Annotated in this window: 18 protein-coding genes; 15 read left to right on the plus strand and 3 right to left on the minus strand. The window is 64.3% G+C overall.

Going from position 1 to position 18,984, the window contains the following annotated elements:
• The first annotated feature begins 104 nt into the window (after window positions 1-104).
• The 3 genes from AB6N07_RS08575 (at window position 105) to AB6N07_RS08585 (ending at window position 2,144) form a co-directional block, all read left to right on the plus strand.
• Window positions 105-530 (plus strand): GFA family protein, encoded by a 426-nt coding sequence (locus tag AB6N07_RS08575; RefSeq protein WP_370677386.1) that lies wholly within the window; start codon window positions 105-107, stop codon window positions 528-530.
• A gap of 256 nt (window positions 531-786) precedes the next feature.
• The gene (locus AB6N07_RS08580) at window positions 787-1,482 is read left to right on the plus strand and encodes an alpha/beta fold hydrolase (protein WP_370677387.1); all 696 of its coding nucleotides are present in this window, start codon (window positions 787-789) and stop codon (window positions 1,480-1,482) included.
• A 143-nt stretch (window positions 1,483-1,625) separates the two neighbouring features.
• Entirely contained in the window at window positions 1,626-2,144 is a 519-nt protein-coding gene (locus AB6N07_RS08585) for an AAA family ATPase (RefSeq protein WP_370677388.1), read from the plus strand.
• A 624-nt stretch (window positions 2,145-2,768) separates the two neighbouring features.
• Here the strand turns inward: AB6N07_RS08585 and AB6N07_RS08590 are convergent.
• Window positions 2,769-4,736: a PhoX family phosphatase gene (locus AB6N07_RS08590; RefSeq protein WP_370677389.1), complete on the minus strand. Its 1,968-nt coding sequence runs from the start codon at window positions 4,734-4,736 to the stop codon at window positions 2,769-2,771.
• Between the two features lie 932 nt (window positions 4,737-5,668).
• Between AB6N07_RS08590 and AB6N07_RS08595 the strand changes: the two genes are divergently transcribed.
• The 8 genes from AB6N07_RS08595 (at window position 5,669) to AB6N07_RS08630 (ending at window position 12,952) form a co-directional block, all read left to right on the plus strand.
• Window positions 5,669-5,965, plus strand: coding sequence for a DUF1330 domain-containing protein (locus AB6N07_RS08595; protein ID WP_370677390.1), 297 nt, complete (start codon window positions 5,669-5,671; stop codon window positions 5,963-5,965).
• 236 nt (window positions 5,966-6,201) lie between these two features.
• Complete coding sequence (locus AB6N07_RS08600; RefSeq protein WP_370677391.1) at window positions 6,202-7,578, plus strand: PLP-dependent aminotransferase family protein; 1,377 nt, start codon at window positions 6,202-6,204, stop codon at window positions 7,576-7,578.
• An 85-nt stretch (window positions 7,579-7,663) separates the two neighbouring features.
• On the plus strand, window positions 7,664-9,079 hold the full coding sequence (locus AB6N07_RS08605; RefSeq protein WP_370677392.1) for a cytochrome ubiquinol oxidase subunit I: 1,416 nt from the start codon (window positions 7,664-7,666) through the stop codon (window positions 9,077-9,079).
• 12 nt (window positions 9,080-9,091) lie between these two features.
• Window positions 9,092-10,099, plus strand: coding sequence for a cytochrome d ubiquinol oxidase subunit II (gene cydB, locus AB6N07_RS08610; RefSeq protein ID WP_370677393.1), 1,008 nt, complete (start codon window positions 9,092-9,094; stop codon window positions 10,097-10,099).
• Complete coding sequence (locus AB6N07_RS08615; protein WP_370677394.1) at window positions 10,099-10,242, plus strand: DUF2474 domain-containing protein; 144 nt, start codon at window positions 10,099-10,101, stop codon at window positions 10,240-10,242. Before cydB ends, AB6N07_RS08615 begins: the two co-directional genes overlap by 1 nt.
• A gap of 241 nt (window positions 10,243-10,483) precedes the next feature.
• Complete coding sequence (locus tag AB6N07_RS08620; protein ID WP_370677395.1) at window positions 10,484-11,620, plus strand: DNA cytosine methyltransferase; 1,137 nt, start codon at window positions 10,484-10,486, stop codon at window positions 11,618-11,620.
• Between the two features lie 43 nt (window positions 11,621-11,663).
• Window positions 11,664-12,542, plus strand: a complete 879-nt coding sequence (locus AB6N07_RS08625) for an Eco29kI family restriction endonuclease (RefSeq protein ID WP_370677396.1) — start codon at window positions 11,664-11,666, stop codon at window positions 12,540-12,542.
• Window positions 12,539-12,952 (plus strand): very short patch repair endonuclease, encoded by a 414-nt coding sequence (locus tag AB6N07_RS08630; RefSeq protein ID WP_370677397.1) that lies wholly within the window; start codon window positions 12,539-12,541, stop codon window positions 12,950-12,952. The genes AB6N07_RS08625 and AB6N07_RS08630 overlap by 4 nt, the downstream gene beginning before the upstream one ends.
• 40 nt (window positions 12,953-12,992) lie before the next feature.
• Here the strand turns inward: AB6N07_RS08630 and AB6N07_RS08635 are convergent, their stop codons facing one another.
• Complete coding sequence (locus AB6N07_RS08635) at window positions 12,993-13,895, minus strand: LysR family transcriptional regulator (protein ID WP_370677398.1); 903 nt, start codon at window positions 13,893-13,895, stop codon at window positions 12,993-12,995.
• A gap of 155 nt (window positions 13,896-14,050) precedes the next feature.
• On the opposite strand from AB6N07_RS08635, the gene AB6N07_RS08640 reads away from it, so the two are divergent.
• Together AB6N07_RS08640 and AB6N07_RS08645 are read left to right on the plus strand one after the other, a co-directional pair.
• Window positions 14,051-14,866, plus strand: a complete 816-nt coding sequence (locus tag AB6N07_RS08640; protein ID WP_370677399.1) for a class III extradiol ring-cleavage dioxygenase — start codon at window positions 14,051-14,053, stop codon at window positions 14,864-14,866.
• Between the two features lie 195 nt (window positions 14,867-15,061).
• Window positions 15,062-15,466, plus strand: coding sequence for a DoxX family protein (locus AB6N07_RS08645; RefSeq protein ID WP_370677400.1), 405 nt, complete (start codon window positions 15,062-15,064; stop codon window positions 15,464-15,466).
• Between the two features lie 905 nt (window positions 15,467-16,371).
• Here AB6N07_RS08645 and AB6N07_RS08650 read toward each other — a convergent pair.
• Entirely contained in the window at window positions 16,372-17,265 is an 894-nt protein-coding gene (locus tag AB6N07_RS08650) for a LysR substrate-binding domain-containing protein (RefSeq protein ID WP_370677401.1), read from the minus strand.
• Window positions 17,266-17,374: 109 nt separating this feature from the next.
• On the opposite strand from AB6N07_RS08650, the gene AB6N07_RS08655 reads away from it, so the two are divergent.
• Together AB6N07_RS08655 and AB6N07_RS08660 are read left to right on the plus strand one after the other, a co-directional pair.
• Complete coding sequence (locus tag AB6N07_RS08655; protein WP_370677402.1) at window positions 17,375-18,007, plus strand: DsbA family protein; 633 nt, start codon at window positions 17,375-17,377, stop codon at window positions 18,005-18,007.
• A gap of 46 nt (window positions 18,008-18,053) precedes the next feature.
• Window positions 18,054-18,950 (plus strand): MBL fold metallo-hydrolase, encoded by an 897-nt coding sequence (locus tag AB6N07_RS08660; RefSeq protein WP_370677403.1) that lies wholly within the window; start codon window positions 18,054-18,056, stop codon window positions 18,948-18,950.
• Window positions 18,951-18,984: the final 34 nt, after the last annotated feature.

Below are 18,984 nucleotides of genomic sequence, written 5' to 3' on the forward strand. Positions count from 1 at the left end.
GACGGACGGTTCGGCCCCGGCGTTGGCGCGTGTTCGATGGCGGTGATAGGTCTCGGCTTGTCCTTTTGCGCGGATGGCGCAACATTGGGCCGACAGGAGGCGACATGGCGGACGACACGAAGGTGCTGACCGGCCGGTGCCATTGCGGCGCGGTGCATTTCGAGGTGACGCTCAGCGACGGCTTCAATTCGATCCGCCGCTGCACCTGCTCCTATTGCCGGATGCGCGGCGCCGTCGTCGCCATGGCCGAGATGGGCGGGGTCAAGATCCTTGAGGGCGAGGAGGCGCTGACCACCTATCGCTTCCACACCGGCACCGCGCAGCACTTCTTCTGCTCGCGCTGCGGCATCTACACCCACCATCAACGGCGATCCGACCAGAACCTCTACGCGGTGAACGTGGCTTGTCTCGACGGCGTCAGCCCGTTCGATTTCCCGGAGGTGCCGGTGATGGACGGCATCAACCACACCAACGACACCGGCAAGCCGACGCGGCGGGCCGGCACGCTTCGCTACATCCCGGCCGACTGAACCGGCGGCCGCTATCCCGCCATTGCCCTTCCCCGCCGTCGCGAGGGAGGCGGTTTGGTATCCATGACACAAACGCCGACCAACTGCTGACAGAAAAGTGTCACTGCCTGTGCATTCATGGCGAGGTGGCGATCCAGACCAGTCCGTGTCGCTCCGCTCGTCCGCATCGCCGGGATTTGCTGGCGACGCCTCATGTCCGCTTCCGCCCGTGCGTTGCGCCTTTTTTCAATGACATCAATATCTAAGGAGCAATGGCTTGACCCCGATCCTGCTCGTTCCCGGCCTCGTTTGCACGGCCGAGGTTTTTGCCCCGCAAGCCGTTGCCCTGTGGCCTTACGGCCCGGTCACCATCGCATCGACGCTCAATGGCCGCTCGATGCGTGACATCGCTGCTGCCATTTTGGCCGATGCGCCGCCGCGTTTCGCCCTGGCGGGGATTTCGATGGGCGGCTACATCTCTTTCGAGATCCTGCGGCAGGCGCCCGAACGCGTGCTCAAGCTGGCGTTGCTGGATACCTCCGCCCGTCCCGACACGCCCGAGCAGACCGCCGCGCGACGCGGCGCGGTGGAGCGGGCGAAGAGCGGTGATTTCGCGGCGCTGCTCGAAGCGATCACCACCTCGTTCCTGCACCCGGCGCACCGCGACGATGCCGGGCTGCGGGATATCAACGTCCGGATGGGCCTGAGCGTCGGCGTGGAGGGCTTCGCACGCCAGACCGAGGCGATCATCGGTCGTGTCGACTCCCGGCCGTCCCTTGCTGCCATCGCGGTGCCGACGCTGGTTCTGGTGGGTGACGCCGATCCGCTGACCCCGGTTGAACTGTCAAAGGAGATCGCCGCCGGCATACCCCAGGCAAAGCTGGTTGTGATCGAAGACTGTGGACATGGCTCCACGCTCGAGCAGCCGGCGGCGGTCAATCGGCAGCTTGTGGACTGGATCAGCGCTGCGTGATCACCGCTGCGTTGCGCCGCCCCGACCTGTTGCCGTTCTGCCGTTCCTCGGCTAACTTGGGTTCGTGCTTGGCACAGGACCCCCGCGCGTTCGCGGGCGTCGGCCGGCGCATTCCCCCTTCAAAGCTAATCTGAGGATGGCACATGTGTGACCATTTGTTTGTCGTGACCGGTGGCCCCGGCACGGGAAAGAGCACGTTGATCGAAGCCCTTGCGCGGCGCGGCTTCCGACACATGCCGGAGGCGGGGCGGGCGATCATCCGCGATCAAGTTACGATCGGCGGGCCAGCCCTGCCGTGGGGCGACCGGGCGCTTTACGCCGAGCTGATGCTGGGCTGGGAGCTGAGGTCCTACCACGAGGCCGAGGCGATGGCCGGGCCGGTGGTGATGGATCGCGGCATCCCCGACATCGTCGGCTATCTCCGGCTGATCGGCCTGCCGGTGCCCGCCCATATCGAGGAAGCGGCGCGGCGGTTGCGCTATAACGGCACGGTGTTCCTGGCACCGTATTGGGAGGCGATTTTTGCCCAGGACGCCGAGCGCAAGCAGGACCGCGAGGAGGCCGAGGCGACGGGGCGGATGATGGCCGAGACCTATGCGGGGTTGGGCTATGAGGTGGTGGAGCTGCCGTGCGTGGGGGGGAGGAGCGGGCGGATTTCGTGAGGGAGAGGCTCGCGGGGTAGGCGCTTTCTTGCGGTTGGAAATCGATATTGGCCGCTCGCCCCATTCGGCCTGAGGTCCTATGCTTGCGCGTAAGAAGAACACCGGGACAGCCAGAGTGAGCCGCGCAGAATCTCGACTTAATGGCGAGTTCGACTGTAGAGTAATAGCATTGAGAAACCGGGGAAGGCGGATGATGGTTGGGCAATTCGGCAGTCGGGAGCGATTTGAACTAAGGCGACAGAGCGATGATCTCGTTTACACGTTCGTGCGCGAACAGTTTGATGACGGGAGCGCTGCTTACAAACGTCAAGACCAAGACCTGTGGATCGTCCATCGCCCGGAATGGGGCTGGGTTGCTTGGGATCACGCAAGTGACACATGCATGGGAAGACCATGGAATACGCTTCCGCATCAACAAGCTGACCATCCCCCGGAAGGCGACTGGGTCAGCCGAAAAGGCTCGAAATCCTACGTCTACACATTGGTCTATGTGGAATAGACCGCCGCGGCTTCTGTATTACGGCCTCGTGGCACCTGCATCCATGATGCCGGAATTATATATACGAAACATATACATAATATATCCTCCCCCGCTTTGGGCGGGGGAGGACGGGCGATCGGCCTTCAGATCATGCCGTCATCAATACGGCTGAGGATCACCAGCGACGGGCGGGCGGGTTGGCCGGGGGTGAGGTCGGGCCAGGTGGTGCTGGCGTCGGCGATCGAGGTGGCGTCCTCGTTGTCGGCCATGCGCAACTCGCCGGGGTGCTGGACGGACAGGAACACCGTTTTGCCATCGGGCGTGAAGGTCGGCGAGCAGCATTCCGAGCCGACCGGCGCGATGTAGAAGCACTTGGGCAGGGCGCGGTTGGCGCCTTCGGTTTCCATCACGTAGACGGCGTCGGCAATGCCTTCCGGCGGCGGGCCATCGGTGGCCACCCACAGGCGGCCGGCCGGATCGACGGCGAGGTTGTCCGGGTCGGTGAACCAGCCATTGGCCGAAGTGCCGGGATGGAACATGGCGCCGTCCTCTGGCTTGGCGGGGTCGCCGCACAGCACGAACACATCCCACTGAAGATGGTCGGCCGCGTAGTCGGGCTTGTCACTGATGCGGGGCACGGTGATCTCGAGGAGATGGCCGTGCGGGTTGGGGCCGCGCGGGTTGGCGACGTTGACCTGCTTTTTCGCATCGCCTTCGCCCGAGGCGAGGCGCTTTTCGTTTTCGGTCATGGCGACATAGAGCTTGCCGGTGCCCTGGTGGATGATGAAGCCCTCGGGGGAGTCCATCGGCGTGGCGCCGACCAAATCGGCGGCGGCCCGCGTCTTCAGGCAGACGTCGGCCTGGCTGGCAAACCCGGCGGCGGCGGTCAGAGGGCCTTCACCGGCGATCAGCGGCAGCCATTGCATGGAGCCGTCGGCGGAGAATTTGGCCACCGACAGCGTGCCGTGGTCGAGCAGGTTCTTGTTGGCGGCGCGGTCGGTGGGGTTCCAGGGATCGCGCGTGACGAAGCGATAGAGATATTCGAAATCGTCGTCATCGCCCATGAACACGACCAGCCGGCCATCGGGGGCGACGCAGCACTGGGCGCCCTCGTGCGTCATGCGGCCGAGCGCCGTGCGCTTGATCGGCTTGGCTTCGGGGTCGAAGGGGTCGATCTCCACCACCCAGTCAAAGCGCATCCACTCGTTCGGCTCGGTCTCGAAGTTGAGGCGCGGTTCGACGCGGCCGGCGGCGTAGATATCGTTTTCGTCCTCGTCCCAGCCCTGGCGCTCCACCAGTTCCTGGTCGGCGAGCACCTTGTAGTCGCCGGCGAACACGTCCATCGCCCCTTCCTCGCCCGAGAGCATGGTGCCCCAGGGGGTGATGCCGCCGTTGCAGTTGGAGATGGTGCCGAACACGCTGGTGCCGGTCGGGTCGGCCTTGGTCTTCAGTCCGTCGTGGCCGGCGGCGGGGCCGGAGATCGCCATCTCGGTGCCCATGTGGACGCGGCGATTGTACTTGCCGTCGGCGACCACCTGCCATTCGGCGCCGGCCTTGCGCACCTCGACGATGCTGACGCCGACGGAGGCCATCACGGCGCGGATCTGATCCTCCGACATCTTTTCCCGGTAGTCGTCCTTGTTGAGGCCGGGAAACATCAGGAAGGGCGTCGCATATTCGTGGCTGACGACCATCAACCCGTGATCGGAACTATCGGTGCCCCAGGGCAGCGGCAGATATTGCGTGAAGTCGTTGTTGTAGCCGAACTGGCGCGCCGCCGCCGGGCCGTTCAGCGTGGCGAGATCGAACTTCGGGCTGTCGGGGAAAATGCCGTCGCCCCAGCGCAGCAGGATCTGGCGGCGGTAGCCGTCCGGCCAATGGTCGTGTTCGTCGCGCACCCGCTTGAGCTCGGCAAAGTCCAGCCCCTTGCCGTCGGCGGCCATCGCCTGGGGGATGCCGACATGCCGGGCGACCAGGGCCGTCGCCGCTCCGGCGACAAGGCCTTTCAGCAGCGTGCGCCGTTCGATGCCGCGCGCCAGGATCTCGCCATAGGTTTCGCCGAATTCGCGCCGTGCATTGGGTCTTGCGCGTGTTTTCTGCCTGTCCGACATCGATGCCTCCAAATCCAGGGAAAGGTTGGGCGACCACGCCTGAGGCCTCCGGCGAACGCGGGTTCGTCGGAGATGTATAAAGTACTGTTTCAAAACGAATTCTGCGCCGATACGCCGCGCAATCCAGCCGTGCCGCCCTGGCCCTGCGCTAGCCTAGCAACCTTCCACGAAAACTTGGTGACGACCCGCAGGTTTGGATGGGGCCCACTGCTTTCGGTTGACGGAGGATAGCCGGCTGAGATGGGGTACGGGAGGAGACCGTGGGGAGGGAGGCATCGGGCTCCCTGCGTGCTTGGAGCGCGATATTGGCCGCCGGCTCCATCCTGCCTGAGGTCCTCTGCCTTCGCAGAGGATGACAGCTTGATAGATAGCGGGAGCTAACCACTAACCGACCGTGTCCGGGTGCGCTATCCAGCTGTTTCCTATATATAGTTCACCTGTCATCCTCGCGAAGGCGAGGACCTCGGGACGAGAAGGTGGGGAGGGAGGTATCAGGCTCCCTGCGTGCTTGGGGCGCGATATTGGCCGCTTGCTCCATCCTGCCTGAGGTCCTCTGCCTTCGCAGAGGAAGACAGCTTGATAGATAGCGGGAGCTAACCACTAACCGACCGTGTCCGGGTGCGCTATCCAGCTGTTTCCTATATATAATTCACCTTCCCTCCTCGCGAAGGCGAGGACCTCGGGACGAGAAGGTGGGGAGGGAGGTATCAGGCTCCCTGCGTGCTTGGAGCGCGATAGTGGCCGCTGGCTCCAGCCTGCCTGAGGTCCTCTTCTCAAGCGGGGGTGACGGCTTGATCGTTTTTATGGTTGCCCTTGCGCGGGATGGCGGATTGATCGTTGCGTCCGCGTGCGGTCAGGTGAATTATATATAGGAAACAGCTGGGTAGTAGCGCGCTGCTGGTCCGGCGAGGGTCCATCTTCCGAGGCACATGATGACCGCCTATTTCGTGGCTCAGATCCGCATCGACGACCCCGCCGAGTACCAGCGTTATCTCGAGGCCTGCGATGAGGTGTTCGCACGCTTTAACGGCGAATATCTCGCCGTCGACGCGGCGCCGACGGTGCTGGAGGGCGACTGGCCCTATACGCGCTCGGTGCTGATCCGCTTTCCCAGCGAGGCCGATCTGCTCGCCTGGTACAGCTCGCCGGAGTATCAGGCGATCGTTGTGCATCGGCTCGGCGGCGCCAAGTGCGACAGCATCCTCCTGCATGGCAAGGATGAGAGCTAGGGGCGCTTTCGGCAAGGGGCGGCCGGATCAGGCGGGTCGTCGGGTGCCTGGCCGCCGCCATACATGGCTGAGCCATTGTGTATGCGATATAGCCATACATTTGAAGATGCCGCTCCGGGATCAATACGCGGATAAAGTCCGGGATAATGCCGGATTTGGCGAAACGCCGCTTTCCTTTTGGTGCCATACACAGTATACGTATGTATGCTTATGAGCCGTACACGAAAGAGGGCGCCATGTGGAAGCCGCGGTTGATCGAGAGTGCCCGGACGAAATATCTGGGCATCGTCGATGCTCTCGAAGCGGATATTCGCGCGGGACGGGTGGCGCGCGGCGACCGGCTGCCGGCGCAGCGCGCCATTGCCGAGGCGCTGGGCGTCGATCTGACGACGGTGACGCGGGCCTTCAATGAGGCGGGCCGTCGGGGGCTGGTGGCAGCGCAGGCCGGCCGGGGCACCTTTATCCGCGAGGCGATGGACGGGGAGGGCGGGGATGTCGCCCAGCCGCTGATCGATCTCAGCATGAACATTCCGCCGCAGCCGGCGGCGTTCGATTTCCGCAAGCTGCTGCCGCACGGCATCGCCGGCGTTCTCGGCAATGCCAATGGCCTGCTTCGCCTTCATTACCAGGACAGCACCGGGTCGGAACCCGACCGGCATGCCGGCGCCCACTGGCTGGCCCAGCGCATCGAGGGCGTGACGGCCGACCGGGTGGTGGTGGCGGGCGGAGCGCAGAGCGCGCTGTTCGCGGTGAGCGAACTGCTGCTCAATCGCGGCGACGTGGTGGCGGCCGGGGCGATGACCTATCCGGGGCTGAAGGCCGTGGTCCTGCAGAAAGGGCTGGTGGTCGCCCCCCTCGACATGGACGACAAGGGCATCCTGCCCGAGGCCTTCGAAAGGGCCTGCCGGGAGCGGGGGGCCAAGCTGCTCTACGTCATTCCGAGCATCGACAATCCGACGACGGCGACGCTGCCTGAGGATCGCCGCCGCGCGCTTGCATCCATCGCCCGCCAGTACGATGTGGCGATCATCGAGGACGACCCTTACGCGCCGCTGCTGCCGGAGCGCCGGCTGTCGATCGCCGAGCTGGCGCCCGACATCACCTGGCATATCGCCACCTTGTCGAAATGCGCGACGCCGGCTCTGAGGGTGGCCTATGTGGTGGCGCCGAGTTCCACCCTCGCGCTGCGCCTCGCCGGCGTGTTGCGCGCCACCATCCTGATGGCGCCGCCGCTGATGTCGGCGCTGGTCAGCCGCTGGATTGCCGACGGGGCGCTCGACGATCTCGCGCGGGCGATCCGTGAGGAGAACGTCGAGCGGCAAAAGCTTGCGGCGTCCATTCTGGGCGGCTCGGGCTATGCCGCCGATCCGCACGGCCATCACCTGTGGCTGCGCCTGCCCGATCCCTGGCGCGCCGCCGACTTTGCCGCGCATGCCGACCGGGCCGGCGTGTCGATCGTGCCGGCCTCCGCCTTCGCCACCGTCACCAATCCCGAGGAGGCCGTGCGGATATCGCTCGGCGTCGCGCCTGACCGGGGTGATCTCGAAGACGGGCTGACCCAGCTTGCAAGCCTCATTTCCCAGCCGACACTCGGCACCAAGGCCGTCGTGTGAGCCCGGCTCTGAGTTTCAGGATGTTCGCCATGCGTGTCTTCAAAGCCGCCCTCATCCACCTCTCACCCCCGAAGGAGGGCTCGTCATGTTCGGTCTGACCGCGCTGGAACTGGCCCGCATCCAGTTTGGCTTCACCATCTCCTTCCACATCGTCTTCCCGGCGATCACCATCGGCCTTGCCAGCTATCTGGCGGTACTCGAGGGGCTGTGGCTGTGGAAGAAGGACGTCGTCTATCGCGACCTCTATCATTTCTGGTCGAAGATCTTCGCCGTCAACTTCGCCATGGGCGTCGTCTCCGGTCTGGTGATGGCCTATCAGTTCGGCACCAACTGGAGCTATTTCTCCTCGTTCGCCGGCTCGATCACCGGCCCGCTTCTCGCCTACGAGGTGCTGACCGCCTTCTTCCTGGAGGCGGGCTTTCTCGGGGTGATGCTGTTCGGCTGGAACAAGGTGGGGCCGGGGCTGCACTTGTTTGCCACCATCATGGTGGCGATCGGCACGCTGATTTCCGCCACCTGGATCCTCGCCTCCAACAGCTGGATGCAGACGCCGCAGGGCTATGAGATCGTCAACAACGTGGTGGTGCCGGTCGACTGGCTGAAGGTGATCTTCAACCCCTCCTTCCCCTATCGGCTCGCCCACATGGTGGTGGCGGCCTTCCTGTCGACGGGCCTGTTCGTCGGGGCGTCCGGCGCCTGGCATCTTCTGAGGCGCAACGACACGCCGCGCATCCGGACCATGTTCTCGATGGCGATGTGGATGGTGCTGATCGTGACGCCGCTGCAGATCTTCGTCGGCGACCTGCACGGCATCAACACGCTGGAGCATCAGCCGGCCAAGATCGCGGCGATGGAAGGCCACTGGCGCAACGAGCCGGGCGCCGGCGTGCCGCTGATCCTGTTCGGCCTGCCGGACATGGACGGCGAGGTGACGCGCTACAAGCTGGAAATTCCCCGGCTCGGCGGCCTCATCCTGACCCATAGCCTCGACGGCCAGTACAAGGGCCTCAGCGAGTTCCCCAAAGAGGATCGGCCCAACTCGGCGGTGGTGTTCTGGTCGTTCCGCGTCATGGTCGGCCTTGGCATGCTGATGCTGCTGCTCGGCGTCTGGAGCGCCTGGCTGCGCTGGCGCGGCGCCTTCTTCGCACAGCCCTGGTTCCTGCGCTTTGCCACGGTGATGGGGCCATCGGGGCTGATCGCCATCCTGGCCGGGTGGTACACCACGGAAATCGGCCGTCAGCCCTGGGTCGTCTATGGCGTGATGCGCACGAAAGACGCCGTCTCCAACCACTCGGCGCCGGTGCTGTCGGCAACACTGATCGTGTTCATGGTGATGTACTTTGCCGTGTTCGGCACCGGCGTCAGCTACATGCTGAAGCTGATCGCCAAGGGCCCGGCCGACAGCGATGACGAGCACACCCCGCATGATGCAGGCCAATCGCCACGACCCGCCCGCCCCCTGTCGGCCGCGCCCGACGACATCGATCCGTCGATCAACTGAGGAGGAAAAACCATGGGCATCGATCTTCCTCTCATTTGGGCGATCATCATCGGCTTCGGCCTGATGATGTACGTCATCATGGACGGCTTCGATCTCGGCATCGGCATCCTGTTCCCCTTCGTGCGCGATCCTGAGGATCGCGACACCATGGTCAACAGCGTGGCGCCGGTGTGGGATGGCAACGAAACCTGGCTGGTGCTGGGCGGCGCGGCGCTGATGGCCGCCTTCCCCATCGCCTACGCGGTGATCCTCAGCGCGCTCTACCTGCCGCTGATGCTGATGCTGGCCGGCCTGATCTGGCGCGGCGTCGCCTTCGAGTTCCGCTTCAAGGCCGACGAGGGCCACAAGCCGTTCTGGGACAAGGCCTTCATCTGGGGCTCCTATATCGCCACCTTCTCGCAAGGGGCGGCGCTGGGGGCGTTCATCAACGGCTTTAACGTGCAAGACGGCGCCTATGCCGGCGGCGTCTTCGACTGGTTGACGCCGTTCAGCCTGTTCACCGGGCTCGGTCTGGTCGTCGCCTATGCGCTGCTCGGATCGACATGGCTGGTGATGAAGACCGAAGGCAACCTGCAACGGCGCATGCGTGCCCTCGGCAAGCCGATCACGCTGGCGGTGCTGGCGTTGATCGTCGTGGTCAGCATCTGGACGCCGATCGGCCATCCGGACATTGCCGTGCGCTGGTTCTCGCTGCCCAACCTGTTCTTCCTGGCGCCGGTGCCGGTGCTGGTCGCCCTGGCAACGTGGCTGCTGATCAAAACTCTGACTACCCAGAGCCACGCTGGCCCGTTCCTGTTGTCGCTGGTGTTATTGTTTCTGGGCTATTCGGGGCTGGCGATCAGCCTGTGGCCGAACATCATTCCGCCGTCGATCTCGATCTGGGCCGCCGCGTCGCCGCCTCAGAGCATGGGCTTTGCCCTGGTTGGCGCGCTGTTCATCATCCCCTTCATCCTCGCCTACACCGCGTGGTCCTACTACGTGTTCCGCGGCAAGGTGAAGGCCGGCGAGGGGTATCATTGATGGCCGCCGAGACAACCCCGCGCCGCCAGTGGCTCCGCCGCGTCGGCTGGCTGGTCGCCATCTGGGCGGGCAGCATCCTCGCGCTCGGCGTCGTGGCGATGATGTTCCGGTTGATGATGAACCTTGCCGGCATGAAGAGCTGATGGGTGGCGGCGTCGGAAGGCTAGCGTGGGCAGCGGGAGCCGAAGCCGGCGGGTGGGCTGCCGGTCAGGAAGGAGTATGCGATATAAGTGTTACTACCCATGAACATTGTGCGAACTCGCGGGGCAGGGTATGATCTATTCCAGATCGAATTGATTCTCTGGCGAAATCCACAGATCAAAACGCCGTTGCGATTGCCAGGACCGGAATTGCGTGAATTCGTGTCGTTGGCGGGAGAGAACGATGCGCTGTGTAGAGCTTTTCACCGGATGCGGTGGTCTGGCGATGGGCCTTTCCAGGGCTGGGTTTCAGCCCCAGCGGATGATCGAGTGGGATCGTCACGCCGTCGGCAATGTGGCGCACAACAAAGGGCGCGGCGTTGACTACGTCGAGCACTGGCCGATCGAACAGCGCGATGTGCGTGAAATCAATTGGACGCAGTATCACGGTCTCGCCCTGGTGGCGGGTGGTCCGCCGTGCCAGCCGTTTTCGATCGGCGGCAAGCATCGTGGTCATGATGATCACCGCGACATGTGGCCGGAGGCGGTCCGCGCGGTGCGCGAAGCAAAGCCGCGGGGATTTGCCTTTGAGAATGTTCGTGGGCTAGCTCGGGCGGCGTTCTCGGACTATCTCGAATGGATTCTTTTGTCGCTGTCGATGCCCCATATCGAGCGTCGCGAGGCAGAGACCAGCCAAGAACACTTGGAACGGCTCAGAACGCTCAAGCGGACGGCGACTTACCAAGTGCGCTTTCAACAGGTCAACGCCGCCGATTTCGGGGCCGCGCAAAAGCGTTTTCGCGTGTTGGTGCTGGGTGTTCGCAAGGATATCGGGCTTGAGCCGCCGGTCCTCGTTCCAACTCACTCTCGCGAGGCTCTGCTTTGGGATCAGTGGGTCAGCGGCGGCTATTGGCGGCGCCATGGCATCGAGCGGCCGTCGGCTGGTCCGATGGCGGTCGATACGGGGACACTGCGTCGGCTGGAGCGGGCTGGCATCCAGCCAGCCGAACTGCCGTGGAGAACGATACGCGACGCCATCGCCGATCTGGGGGCGCCTGGTACGCCAGGCGTTTTGAACCATGATCCGCAGCTGGGCGCGCGCTCCTATCCTGGACATACCGGCAGCCCACTTGATTACCCAAGCAAAGCCCTGAAGGCCGGTGTGCACGGTGTGCCGGGCGGCGAAAACACCCTCTCGTTGCCTGACGGTAGAATCAGATACTACACGGTGAGGGAAGCGGCGCGTTTGCAAGGTCTGCCCGACGATTACGAGTTCGTCGGTTCGTGGTCGGAGAACATGCGCCAGTTGGGCAATGCCGTCCCCGTGCAATTGGCCGAGGCCGTTGCGAAAGCGATGAGGGCGGTCGTCGGGGTTATTTGAGATGGCAAAGCGGCCGCATCGATACCAAGAACTAATAGGTCTGATGCGTGATGCCGCTAACGAGCTTGGTGCCCTCGGGCCGTCGCTTACGACGGTGATGAACACCAGAGTGCGTCGCGATTTTTTCACTCTTCTCGAAGAGATGGAAAAGTTTGCCTCGTCCCTTGATCCGGTTCTTGAGCCAAGGTTTTGGTTCGATCCCGCCGATCAGCGCACCGCCGGCAACTTGGTCGCCGCGGCGCTTATTTCACAGCAACGTGTTCCCTTGAATCTCATTCAAAGAAGCTATGGCGCTGGCGTCTATGCCATTTATTACGTGGGAGATCACCCGCTTTACGCGCCAATATCGGCAAGTGAAACGCCAATCTATGTTGGGAAAGCCGATCCCCAGACGCCAATGGCTCGGCGTCCTCGCGATCAGGGCGAAAAGCTTTACGGCCGATTATCCGATCACCGCAAGATGATCCGGACTGTTTCCGCCTATGCGTTTGAGAATAACCTTCCCAACCCGCTGAGGATCGAAGATTTTGAATGTCGTCGTCTCGTGACGGCATCGAATGCGCAGATGCACGCCGAGTCCCACCTGATCTCTATGTTCAAGCCGGTTTGGAACGCCGAGACCAGGATTTGCTGGGGAATATCCAAGCACGGCGATACCGAGGGCCGCAACAACGCCCGCAGTCCCTGGGATGTGATCCATCCTGGTCGAAAGTGGGCCATGTTGGAAAAGCTCGAGGACTCAAGGCCGCCTGAGAAAATTCTGACGGACGTTACCGCTCACTTCGAAAACAATCCGCCGTTCAATAACCGCGACGCGCTTATCAAGGCGTTCATGGATTCCTTCTCACAGGACCCGATGATCGCGGCCGAGGCGGTGAAGGATGACGAGCAAGAGCCAGAGGACGCATCTTCGTCGCCGTGACCGACCCTGCCAGAAGCCGTCAAATGTCCCTCGTCCGTTCGAAGGACACCAAACCGGAGTTGGTCGTCCGGCGGCTTTTACATGGCCTGGGATTTCGGTTTCGCCTCCATCGCCGGGATTTGCCGGGTTGCCCTGACATTGTCCTGCCAAGGTACAAGACGGCCATCTTCGTGCACGGCTGTTTCTGGCATCAACACGGTGATCCGACTTGCTGGCGATCGCGGATTCCCAAAACGCGCCAGGACTTTTGGATCCCGAAGCTTGAACGAAATGTTGCCCGCGATCGCGAAGTCATGGACGAGCTTCGCGCATTGGGCTGGACTGTCGTTGTCATGTGGGAGTGCGAGACAACGCCAAGTAAACGAGCAAGCTTGGAAGCCAAACTGCGATCGCAATTTGCTTGTTTGTAGTGGATAGGCCGAGGCGTTCCCCATCCGCCGTATTCGTCGGCTATACCCCCGTCCCATGCCTTACGCTCTCGGTCATGAAATCGACGAAGGTTCGCACCTTGGCCGAGAGATACTTGCGGCTGGGGTAGACGGCGTAGAGGGTGAGGGAGAGTTTGGCGGCTTCCGGCATGATCATTTCGAGGCGGCCGGCGGCGATGTCGTCGGCGGCCATCCAGGTGGGCAGGAAGACGAGGCCCATGCCGGCAAGGGCGGCGAGGTGGAGGACGGTTTCGTTCTCGCTTAGCATGACGATGCGGAACGTCACCTTGCGCGGGCCGTCCGGGCCTTTCAGCATCATGCTGTCGCCGGGGGCGATGCCGCTGAAGCGCAGCATGGCGTGGCCGTTGAGGTCGTCGATGTCGCGCGGGCGGCCGGTGCGTGTCAGATAGTCGGGCGCGGCCATCAGGCGGAACTCGATGTTCATGATCGGCCGGGCAATCAGGCCGGGGTCGAGCCGCTCGGGGTTGGTGGCGCGCAGCGCCAGGTCGAAGCCCTCATCGACGAGGTTGACGAGGCGGCCGCTCAGGTCGAGATCGAGGCAGACGTCCGGGTAGCGGCGGTTGTAGTCGGCCATCCGGTCGACGAAGAAGCCGCTGGCGATCCACACGGGCGCGCTGAGTTTCAGGATGCCGCGCGGCGCCAGCGTGGCGTTGCCGATCGCCGCTTCCACCTCGTCGAGGCCTTCGAGCATCTGCCGGCTCTGGTTGAAGTAGAGCGTGCCGGCCTCGGTGAGGCTGACGCGCCGGCTCGTCCGGTTGAGAAGGCGGCTGCCCAGCCGGCCTTCCAGCTGCATCACGTGCTTGCTGGCCATGGCTGGCGACAGGCCGAGGCGGTCGGCGGCGGCGGTGAAGCTCTTCAGTTCGGCGACGGCGCAAAACACCCGGAGGCTGACCAGCGTATCCATGGATCATCAACTCTCAGGAAATGGTTCTTCAATATTCGGCAGATTGATCCTTGATGAGGAAAAGATCAATGTCCTGTCAACGAGACCGGCGGGCACGCTTGCCACAGGGTCTCACTCTCCGCGCCGTCGCGGCGGGCTTCTGAGGGATCAATCCGATGACAGCTTCCCGACTTCCCACCTATTTCATCAGCCATGGTGGTGGCCCATGGCCCTACATGACCGGTGAATTCCGCAGCAATTTCGATGTGCTGGAGCAGTCGCTCGTCGACATGCGCCATGAGCTCGGCGCAAAGCCGAAGGCCATTTTAGTGGTCACCGGCCATTGGGAAACGCGCGGCTTGGCCATTTCCTCGGGCGTGAAGCCGGGCATGGTCTACGACTATTACGGCTTCCCCGATTATCTCTACCACATCGCCTACAAGGCGCCCGGCTCGCCGGAGCTGGCGAACCGCGTGCGGCAGCTGCTCGGCACGGCCGGCGTCGAGGCGACACTCGACCCGACGCGCGGCTTCGACCACGGCACCTTCTCCATCCTGAAGCCGCTCTATCCCGACGAGGACGTGCCGGTGGTGCAGCTGTCGCTGGATGCAAACCTCGATCCGGCGCAGCACCTGGCGGTGGGCCGGGCTCTCGCCCCGCTGCGCGATGAGGGCGTGCTGATCGTCGGCAGCGGCCTCAGCTATCACAACCTCTCGGCCATGCGCGGCACCGGCGGCTACGAGCCGTCGCGCCGCTTCGATGCCTGGCTGCAGGAAACGCTGCTTCACGAGCCGAGCAAGACGCGCACCGAGCGGCTGATCGGCTGGGAAAAGGCCCCCGCCGCCCGCGCCGCCCATCCGCGCGAAGACCACCTGATCCCCCTGATGGTGGTGGTGGGCGCCGCCGAAAGCGAGCCCGGCGCCATCACTTATCACCAGACCGACTTTTTTGGAGGGCTCACCGCCTCCAGTTTCCGCTTCGGATCCGCCTGAGCGGAAATTCTACTGGGGCGGGCATATAGCTTAGTCTTCTGCGCTTCCGGTGCTCACGGACCTGATGTCCGCTCCGCTCCGGTTCTCGAAGCCGTTGCTCTTTGCCGCGCCCCAGCGAATTTCGGCTCAGGCTCTCACCACCAGCAGCTCTCACCGTCTTAGATTTTGACCGCCTAACCACCCTGGAGACCTCCCATGCTTGATACTTCCGTCTGGGGCCCGCGCGCCCTCGCTGTCCTCCGCGTCATCACCGCCCTGTTGTTCCTCGAGCACGCCACCATGAAGTTCTTCGCCTTCCCGGCGGGGATGGGAATGGGCGATGGCCCGCTGCCAACGCTGATCGCGGTGGCCGGCGCCATCGAGATCATCGCCTCGCTGATGATCATCACCGGCTTGTATGCGCGCATCGCCGCCTTCATCGCCTCGGGCGAAATGGCCATCGCCTATTTCATGGCCCATGCGCCGTCGAGCTTCTGGCCGGCCATCAACAAGGGTGAATCGGCCATCCTGTTCTGCTTCATCTTCCTGTACATCGCCGCCGCCGGCGCCGGTGCCTGGTCGGCGGATAACGTCCGCGCCGCCGCCAAAGCCGCCGCCTGACCCGAAACTCTACTGGTGTGGACATCTGGCTTAGTCTTCTGCGCTTGCCGTGCTCACGGACAGGAAGTCCGCTGCGCTCCGGTTCTCGAAGCCGTCGCCAGCTGCCTCACACCAGCGAATTTCAAGTCAGGCTCCGCCGACAGCCTTTAGCCACTGACGAAAAGGGCGCGACCTTAGGGGGCCGCGCCCTTTTGTCGTTGGTGGGATCGGGAGATCGATATCGGCCGGGAGTTTCATTCTGCCCGAGATCCTCTGCCTCACGCAGAGGAGGACAGTTTTATATAGAGGGAACAGAGGGATGGCGCGTCGCCCTTCGCCTTGCTCCCGCTGCCATCATGCTGTCCTCCTCTGCGAAGGCAGAGGATCTCGGGACGAGAGGGCTCGGAGGGGCGTATCAAGTGCCTGAGGTGCTTGGAGCGTTATATCGGCCGGGAGCTTCATTCTGCCTGAGATCCTCTGCCTTCGCAGAGGAGGACAGTTTTATATAGAGCGGACAGAGGGATAGCGCGTCGCCCGTTGCCTTGCGCCCGCCGCCATCAAGCTGTCCTCCTCTGCGAAGGCAGAGGATCTCGGGACGCGAGGGCGCGGAGGGGCGTATCGGGCGCCCGAGGTTCCCATCACGCTGTCCTCCTCTGCGAAGGCAGAGGATCTCAGGACGAGAAGATGCTGGGGGATGTATCGGGCTCCCGGTGTGCTTTGAGACTTATATCGGCCGGGAGTTTCATTCTGCCTGAGATCCTCTGCCTTCGCAGAGGAGGACAATTTATATAGAGGGGGCAGAGGGATAGCGCGTCGCCCTTCGCCTTGCGCCCGTTCCCATCACGCTGTCTTCCTCTGCGTGAGGCAGAGGATCTCAGGCAGGAAAGGGCGCTTCGGGACATATCGGGCTCCGGGGAGGGCAAGCCTCAGCCCCCTCGGATTTCCTCCACCAGCATGGCGACGAAGGCGGTGACTTTGGTGGGGCGGAAGCGGGCGGCTGGGTAGACGGCGTGGATGCCGCCCGAGGGCAGGGTCCATGCCGGCAGGACGTGGACGAGTCGGCCGGCGGCGATGGGGTCGGCGGCCTGGAAATCGGGCAGCACCGACAGGCCGCCGCCGACCAGCGTCGCCGCCAGCACGGCGGGTGAGGTGTTGATGGTGACGGCCGGGCGCATGCGGACGGCGCGGCGGTCGAAATCGCCTTTCGTGAAGTGCCACAGCAGCGGCTCCCGCAGCGCGCCGTTGGCAATGAAGGGCAGGGACGCCAGGGCTTCCGGCTCGTCGGTGGCAATGGTCGCGGCGATATCGGGCGCGGCGACCAGCAGCTGGCGGAAGGTGCCGATCCGCCTTGCCTGCAGGCTGGAGTCGTCGAGCCAGCCGACCCGGATGGACAGGTCGATCTGGTCGGCGAGGAGATCGGTCTTGGCGTCCGACAGCACGAGATCGACGGCGCAGGCGGGAAAGCGCCGGGCGAATTTGGCGGCCAGCGGCGCGATGGTCGATGTGCCGTAGTCGTTGGGCGCGGCGATGCGCAACAGGCCGGTGGGCTCGGCATTGGCCTCCGCCAGTTCCTCGACGGCGTCCTCCGCCTCGCGCAGGATCATGACGCAGCGGGCATGCAACAGGCGACCGGCTTCGGTCGGTGCGACGCGGCGCGTCGTCCGGACCAGGAGGCTCGTCCTGAGTTCGGCTTCCAGCTTGGCCACCTGCTGGCTGACCACCGTCTTGGTGATGCCCAGGCGATCGGCCGCCTTGGTGAAGGAGCCGGTGTCGACCACGGCGGCGAAGTAGGCGAGGCGGTTGAGGTTGATGGCTTCCATGGCGGCTCGCTCAATTGTGCGTCAATGACATACAGTATGTCAGATTGAGTGCCGTTTATCGATATGGCCGCGTCCGGTATTTCTCCGTTCAGACAGTTCGGAGACGACCATGCGGATCACCTATCTTTTCGACCCCCTGTGCGGCTGGTGCTACGGCGCCGGCCCGGCCCTCGAGCGGCTCGCCGGCCTTGATGGCGTCACGCTGAGCCTGGCGCCGACCGGCCTGTTCGCTGGCGCCGGGGCGCGGCCGATGGAGGCCTCGTTCGCCGCCTATGCCTGGCAGAACGACCAGCGCATCGCCCGGCTGACCGGCCAGCCGTTTTCCCAGAGCTACCGGCGCCAGGTGCTGGGCGCCAGCGGCGGCCTGTTCGATTCCGCGCCGGCAACGCTGGGCATCATCGCCGCCGGGCTCGACGATGCCGGCCATGAACTGACCGTGCTGAAGCGCTTGCAGGCCGGCCGCTACCAGGAGGGCCGCGACATCGCCGACCGCGCCGTCGTCGCCGACATTCTGGACGAGGCCGGCTTCACCGCCGCCGCCGGCCGGGTGCGCACGCTCGATGCCGGTCTGATCGCCGCCTACGACCGGCGCACCGCCGCCGCCCGCGCCGACATGCAGCGCTTCGGCTTTGAGGGCGTGCCCTCGCTGGTCATCGACGACGGCGCCGGACGACGCCCGCTGAGGGGCAGCGCCCTGTTCGGCGGCTTCGACCAACTGACCGCCCAACTGCGGGCCGCCTGACCCGGCCGGTTCCAACCATCCCCCACGACGCTTTTGGAGATTCCCCATGCTTTCTCGGAGACAGATCATGAAGACCACGCTCGCCCTTGGCGCCGTCGCCACCTTCGCCCCCGCCGGCCTCGGCCATGCCGCCGCGCCGAAGCTGGCCTTCAAGCATTTCCCGGCCGGCCCCAACGGCTTCTTCCGGGCGCCGGTTCTGGTGACCGGCCCGACGGAAGCGCTGCTGATCGACGGCGGCTTCAGCTATCCCGATGGCCGCGCCCTGGTGGACGCCATCAAGGCGACCGGCAAGAGGTTGACCACCATCTACATCAGCCAGTCGGACCCCGACTATTACTTCTCCCTGAAGCCGATCCACGAGGCGTTCCCGGAGGCCAAGGTGCTGGCCGCTTCCGCCACGCTCGCCGCCATCAAGGGCAACATCGAGGGCAAGCTGGCCACCTGGGGGCCGATGCTCAAGGAGAACGGTCCGCGGACGCTGGCCGACATCGTGCTGCCGGAAGCCTTCGACGGCCCCAGCCTCAGCGTTGACGGCGAAACCGTGGAGATCGTCACGCCCAAGGGCCTCGACAACCGCCGCTATCTCTGGGTGCCGTCGCTTCAGGCGGTGTTCGGCGGCGTGCTGGTGTTCTCCGGCGTGCATGTCTGGACCGCCGATACGCAGGCCAGAGAACAGCGTGCCGCCTGGGTCGCCGCGCTCGACGAGATCGCCGCCCGCAAGCCGGCCGTCGTGGTGGCCGGGCACATGGTGGCGGATGCACCGACCGACCTCACGGGTGTCACCCACACCAAGGCCTATCTCCTCGCCTTCGATGAAGAGCTGTCCAAGGCCACCGACGCCGCCGCGCTGAAGGCGGCCATGGAAGCCCGCTTCCCCGGCCTGGAGATGGGCGTTGCGCTGGACATCGGCTCGAAGGTGGCCAAAGGCGAGATGAAGTGGTGAGATTGACTGGAAATTCTACTGGGGCGGGCAGCTA

It is taken from the genome of Pleomorphomonas sp. PLEO (genome assembly GCF_041320595.1).
In the GTDB taxonomy this organism is placed as follows: Bacteria; Pseudomonadota; Alphaproteobacteria; order Rhizobiales; family Pleomorphomonadaceae; genus Pleomorphomonas.

What these genes read in the sequence shown, in the direction of transcription:
- AB6N07_RS08600 (WP_370677391.1), top strand. Translation starts at nt 6,202, where the DNA reads ATGTGGAAGCCGCGGTTGATCGAGAGTGCCCGGACGAAATATCTGGGC.
- cydB (WP_370677393.1), top strand. Translation starts at nt 9,092, where the DNA reads ATGGGCATCGATCTTCCTCTCATTTGGGCGATCATCATCGGCTTCGGC.
- AB6N07_RS08615 (WP_370677394.1), top strand. Translation starts at nt 10,099, where the DNA reads ATGGCCGCCGAGACAACCCCGCGCCGCCAGTGGCTCCGCCGCGTCGGC.
- AB6N07_RS08625 (WP_370677396.1), top strand. Translation starts at nt 11,664, where the DNA reads ATGCGTGATGCCGCTAACGAGCTTGGTGCCCTCGGGCCGTCGCTTACG.
- AB6N07_RS08645 (WP_370677400.1), top strand. Translation starts at nt 15,062, where the DNA reads ATGCTTGATACTTCCGTCTGGGGCCCGCGCGCCCTCGCTGTCCTCCGC.
- AB6N07_RS08635 (WP_370677398.1), bottom strand. Translation starts at nt 13,895, where the DNA reads ATGGATACGCTGGTCAGCCTCCGGGTGTTTTGCGCCGTCGCCGAACTG.
- AB6N07_RS08655 (WP_370677402.1), top strand. Translation starts at nt 17,375, where the DNA reads ATGCGGATCACCTATCTTTTCGACCCCCTGTGCGGCTGGTGCTACGGC.
- AB6N07_RS08650 (WP_370677401.1), bottom strand. Translation starts at nt 17,265, where the DNA reads ATGGAAGCCATCAACCTCAACCGCCTCGCCTACTTCGCCGCCGTGGTC.
- AB6N07_RS08620 (WP_370677395.1), top strand. Translation starts at nt 10,484, where the DNA reads ATGCGCTGTGTAGAGCTTTTCACCGGATGCGGTGGTCTGGCGATGGGC.
- AB6N07_RS08585 (WP_370677388.1), top strand. Translation starts at nt 1,626, where the DNA reads ATGTGTGACCATTTGTTTGTCGTGACCGGTGGCCCCGGCACGGGAAAG.
- AB6N07_RS08605 (WP_370677392.1), top strand. Translation starts at nt 7,664, where the DNA reads ATGTTCGGTCTGACCGCGCTGGAACTGGCCCGCATCCAGTTTGGCTTC.
- AB6N07_RS08595 (WP_370677390.1), top strand. Translation starts at nt 5,669, where the DNA reads ATGACCGCCTATTTCGTGGCTCAGATCCGCATCGACGACCCCGCCGAG.
- AB6N07_RS08590 (WP_370677389.1), bottom strand. Translation starts at nt 4,736, where the DNA reads ATGTCGGACAGGCAGAAAACACGCGCAAGACCCAATGCACGGCGCGAA.
- AB6N07_RS08660 (WP_370677403.1), top strand. Translation starts at nt 18,054, where the DNA reads ATGCTTTCTCGGAGACAGATCATGAAGACCACGCTCGCCCTTGGCGCC.
- AB6N07_RS08575 (WP_370677386.1), top strand. Translation starts at nt 105, where the DNA reads ATGGCGGACGACACGAAGGTGCTGACCGGCCGGTGCCATTGCGGCGCG.
- AB6N07_RS08640 (WP_370677399.1), top strand. Translation starts at nt 14,051, where the DNA reads ATGACAGCTTCCCGACTTCCCACCTATTTCATCAGCCATGGTGGTGGC.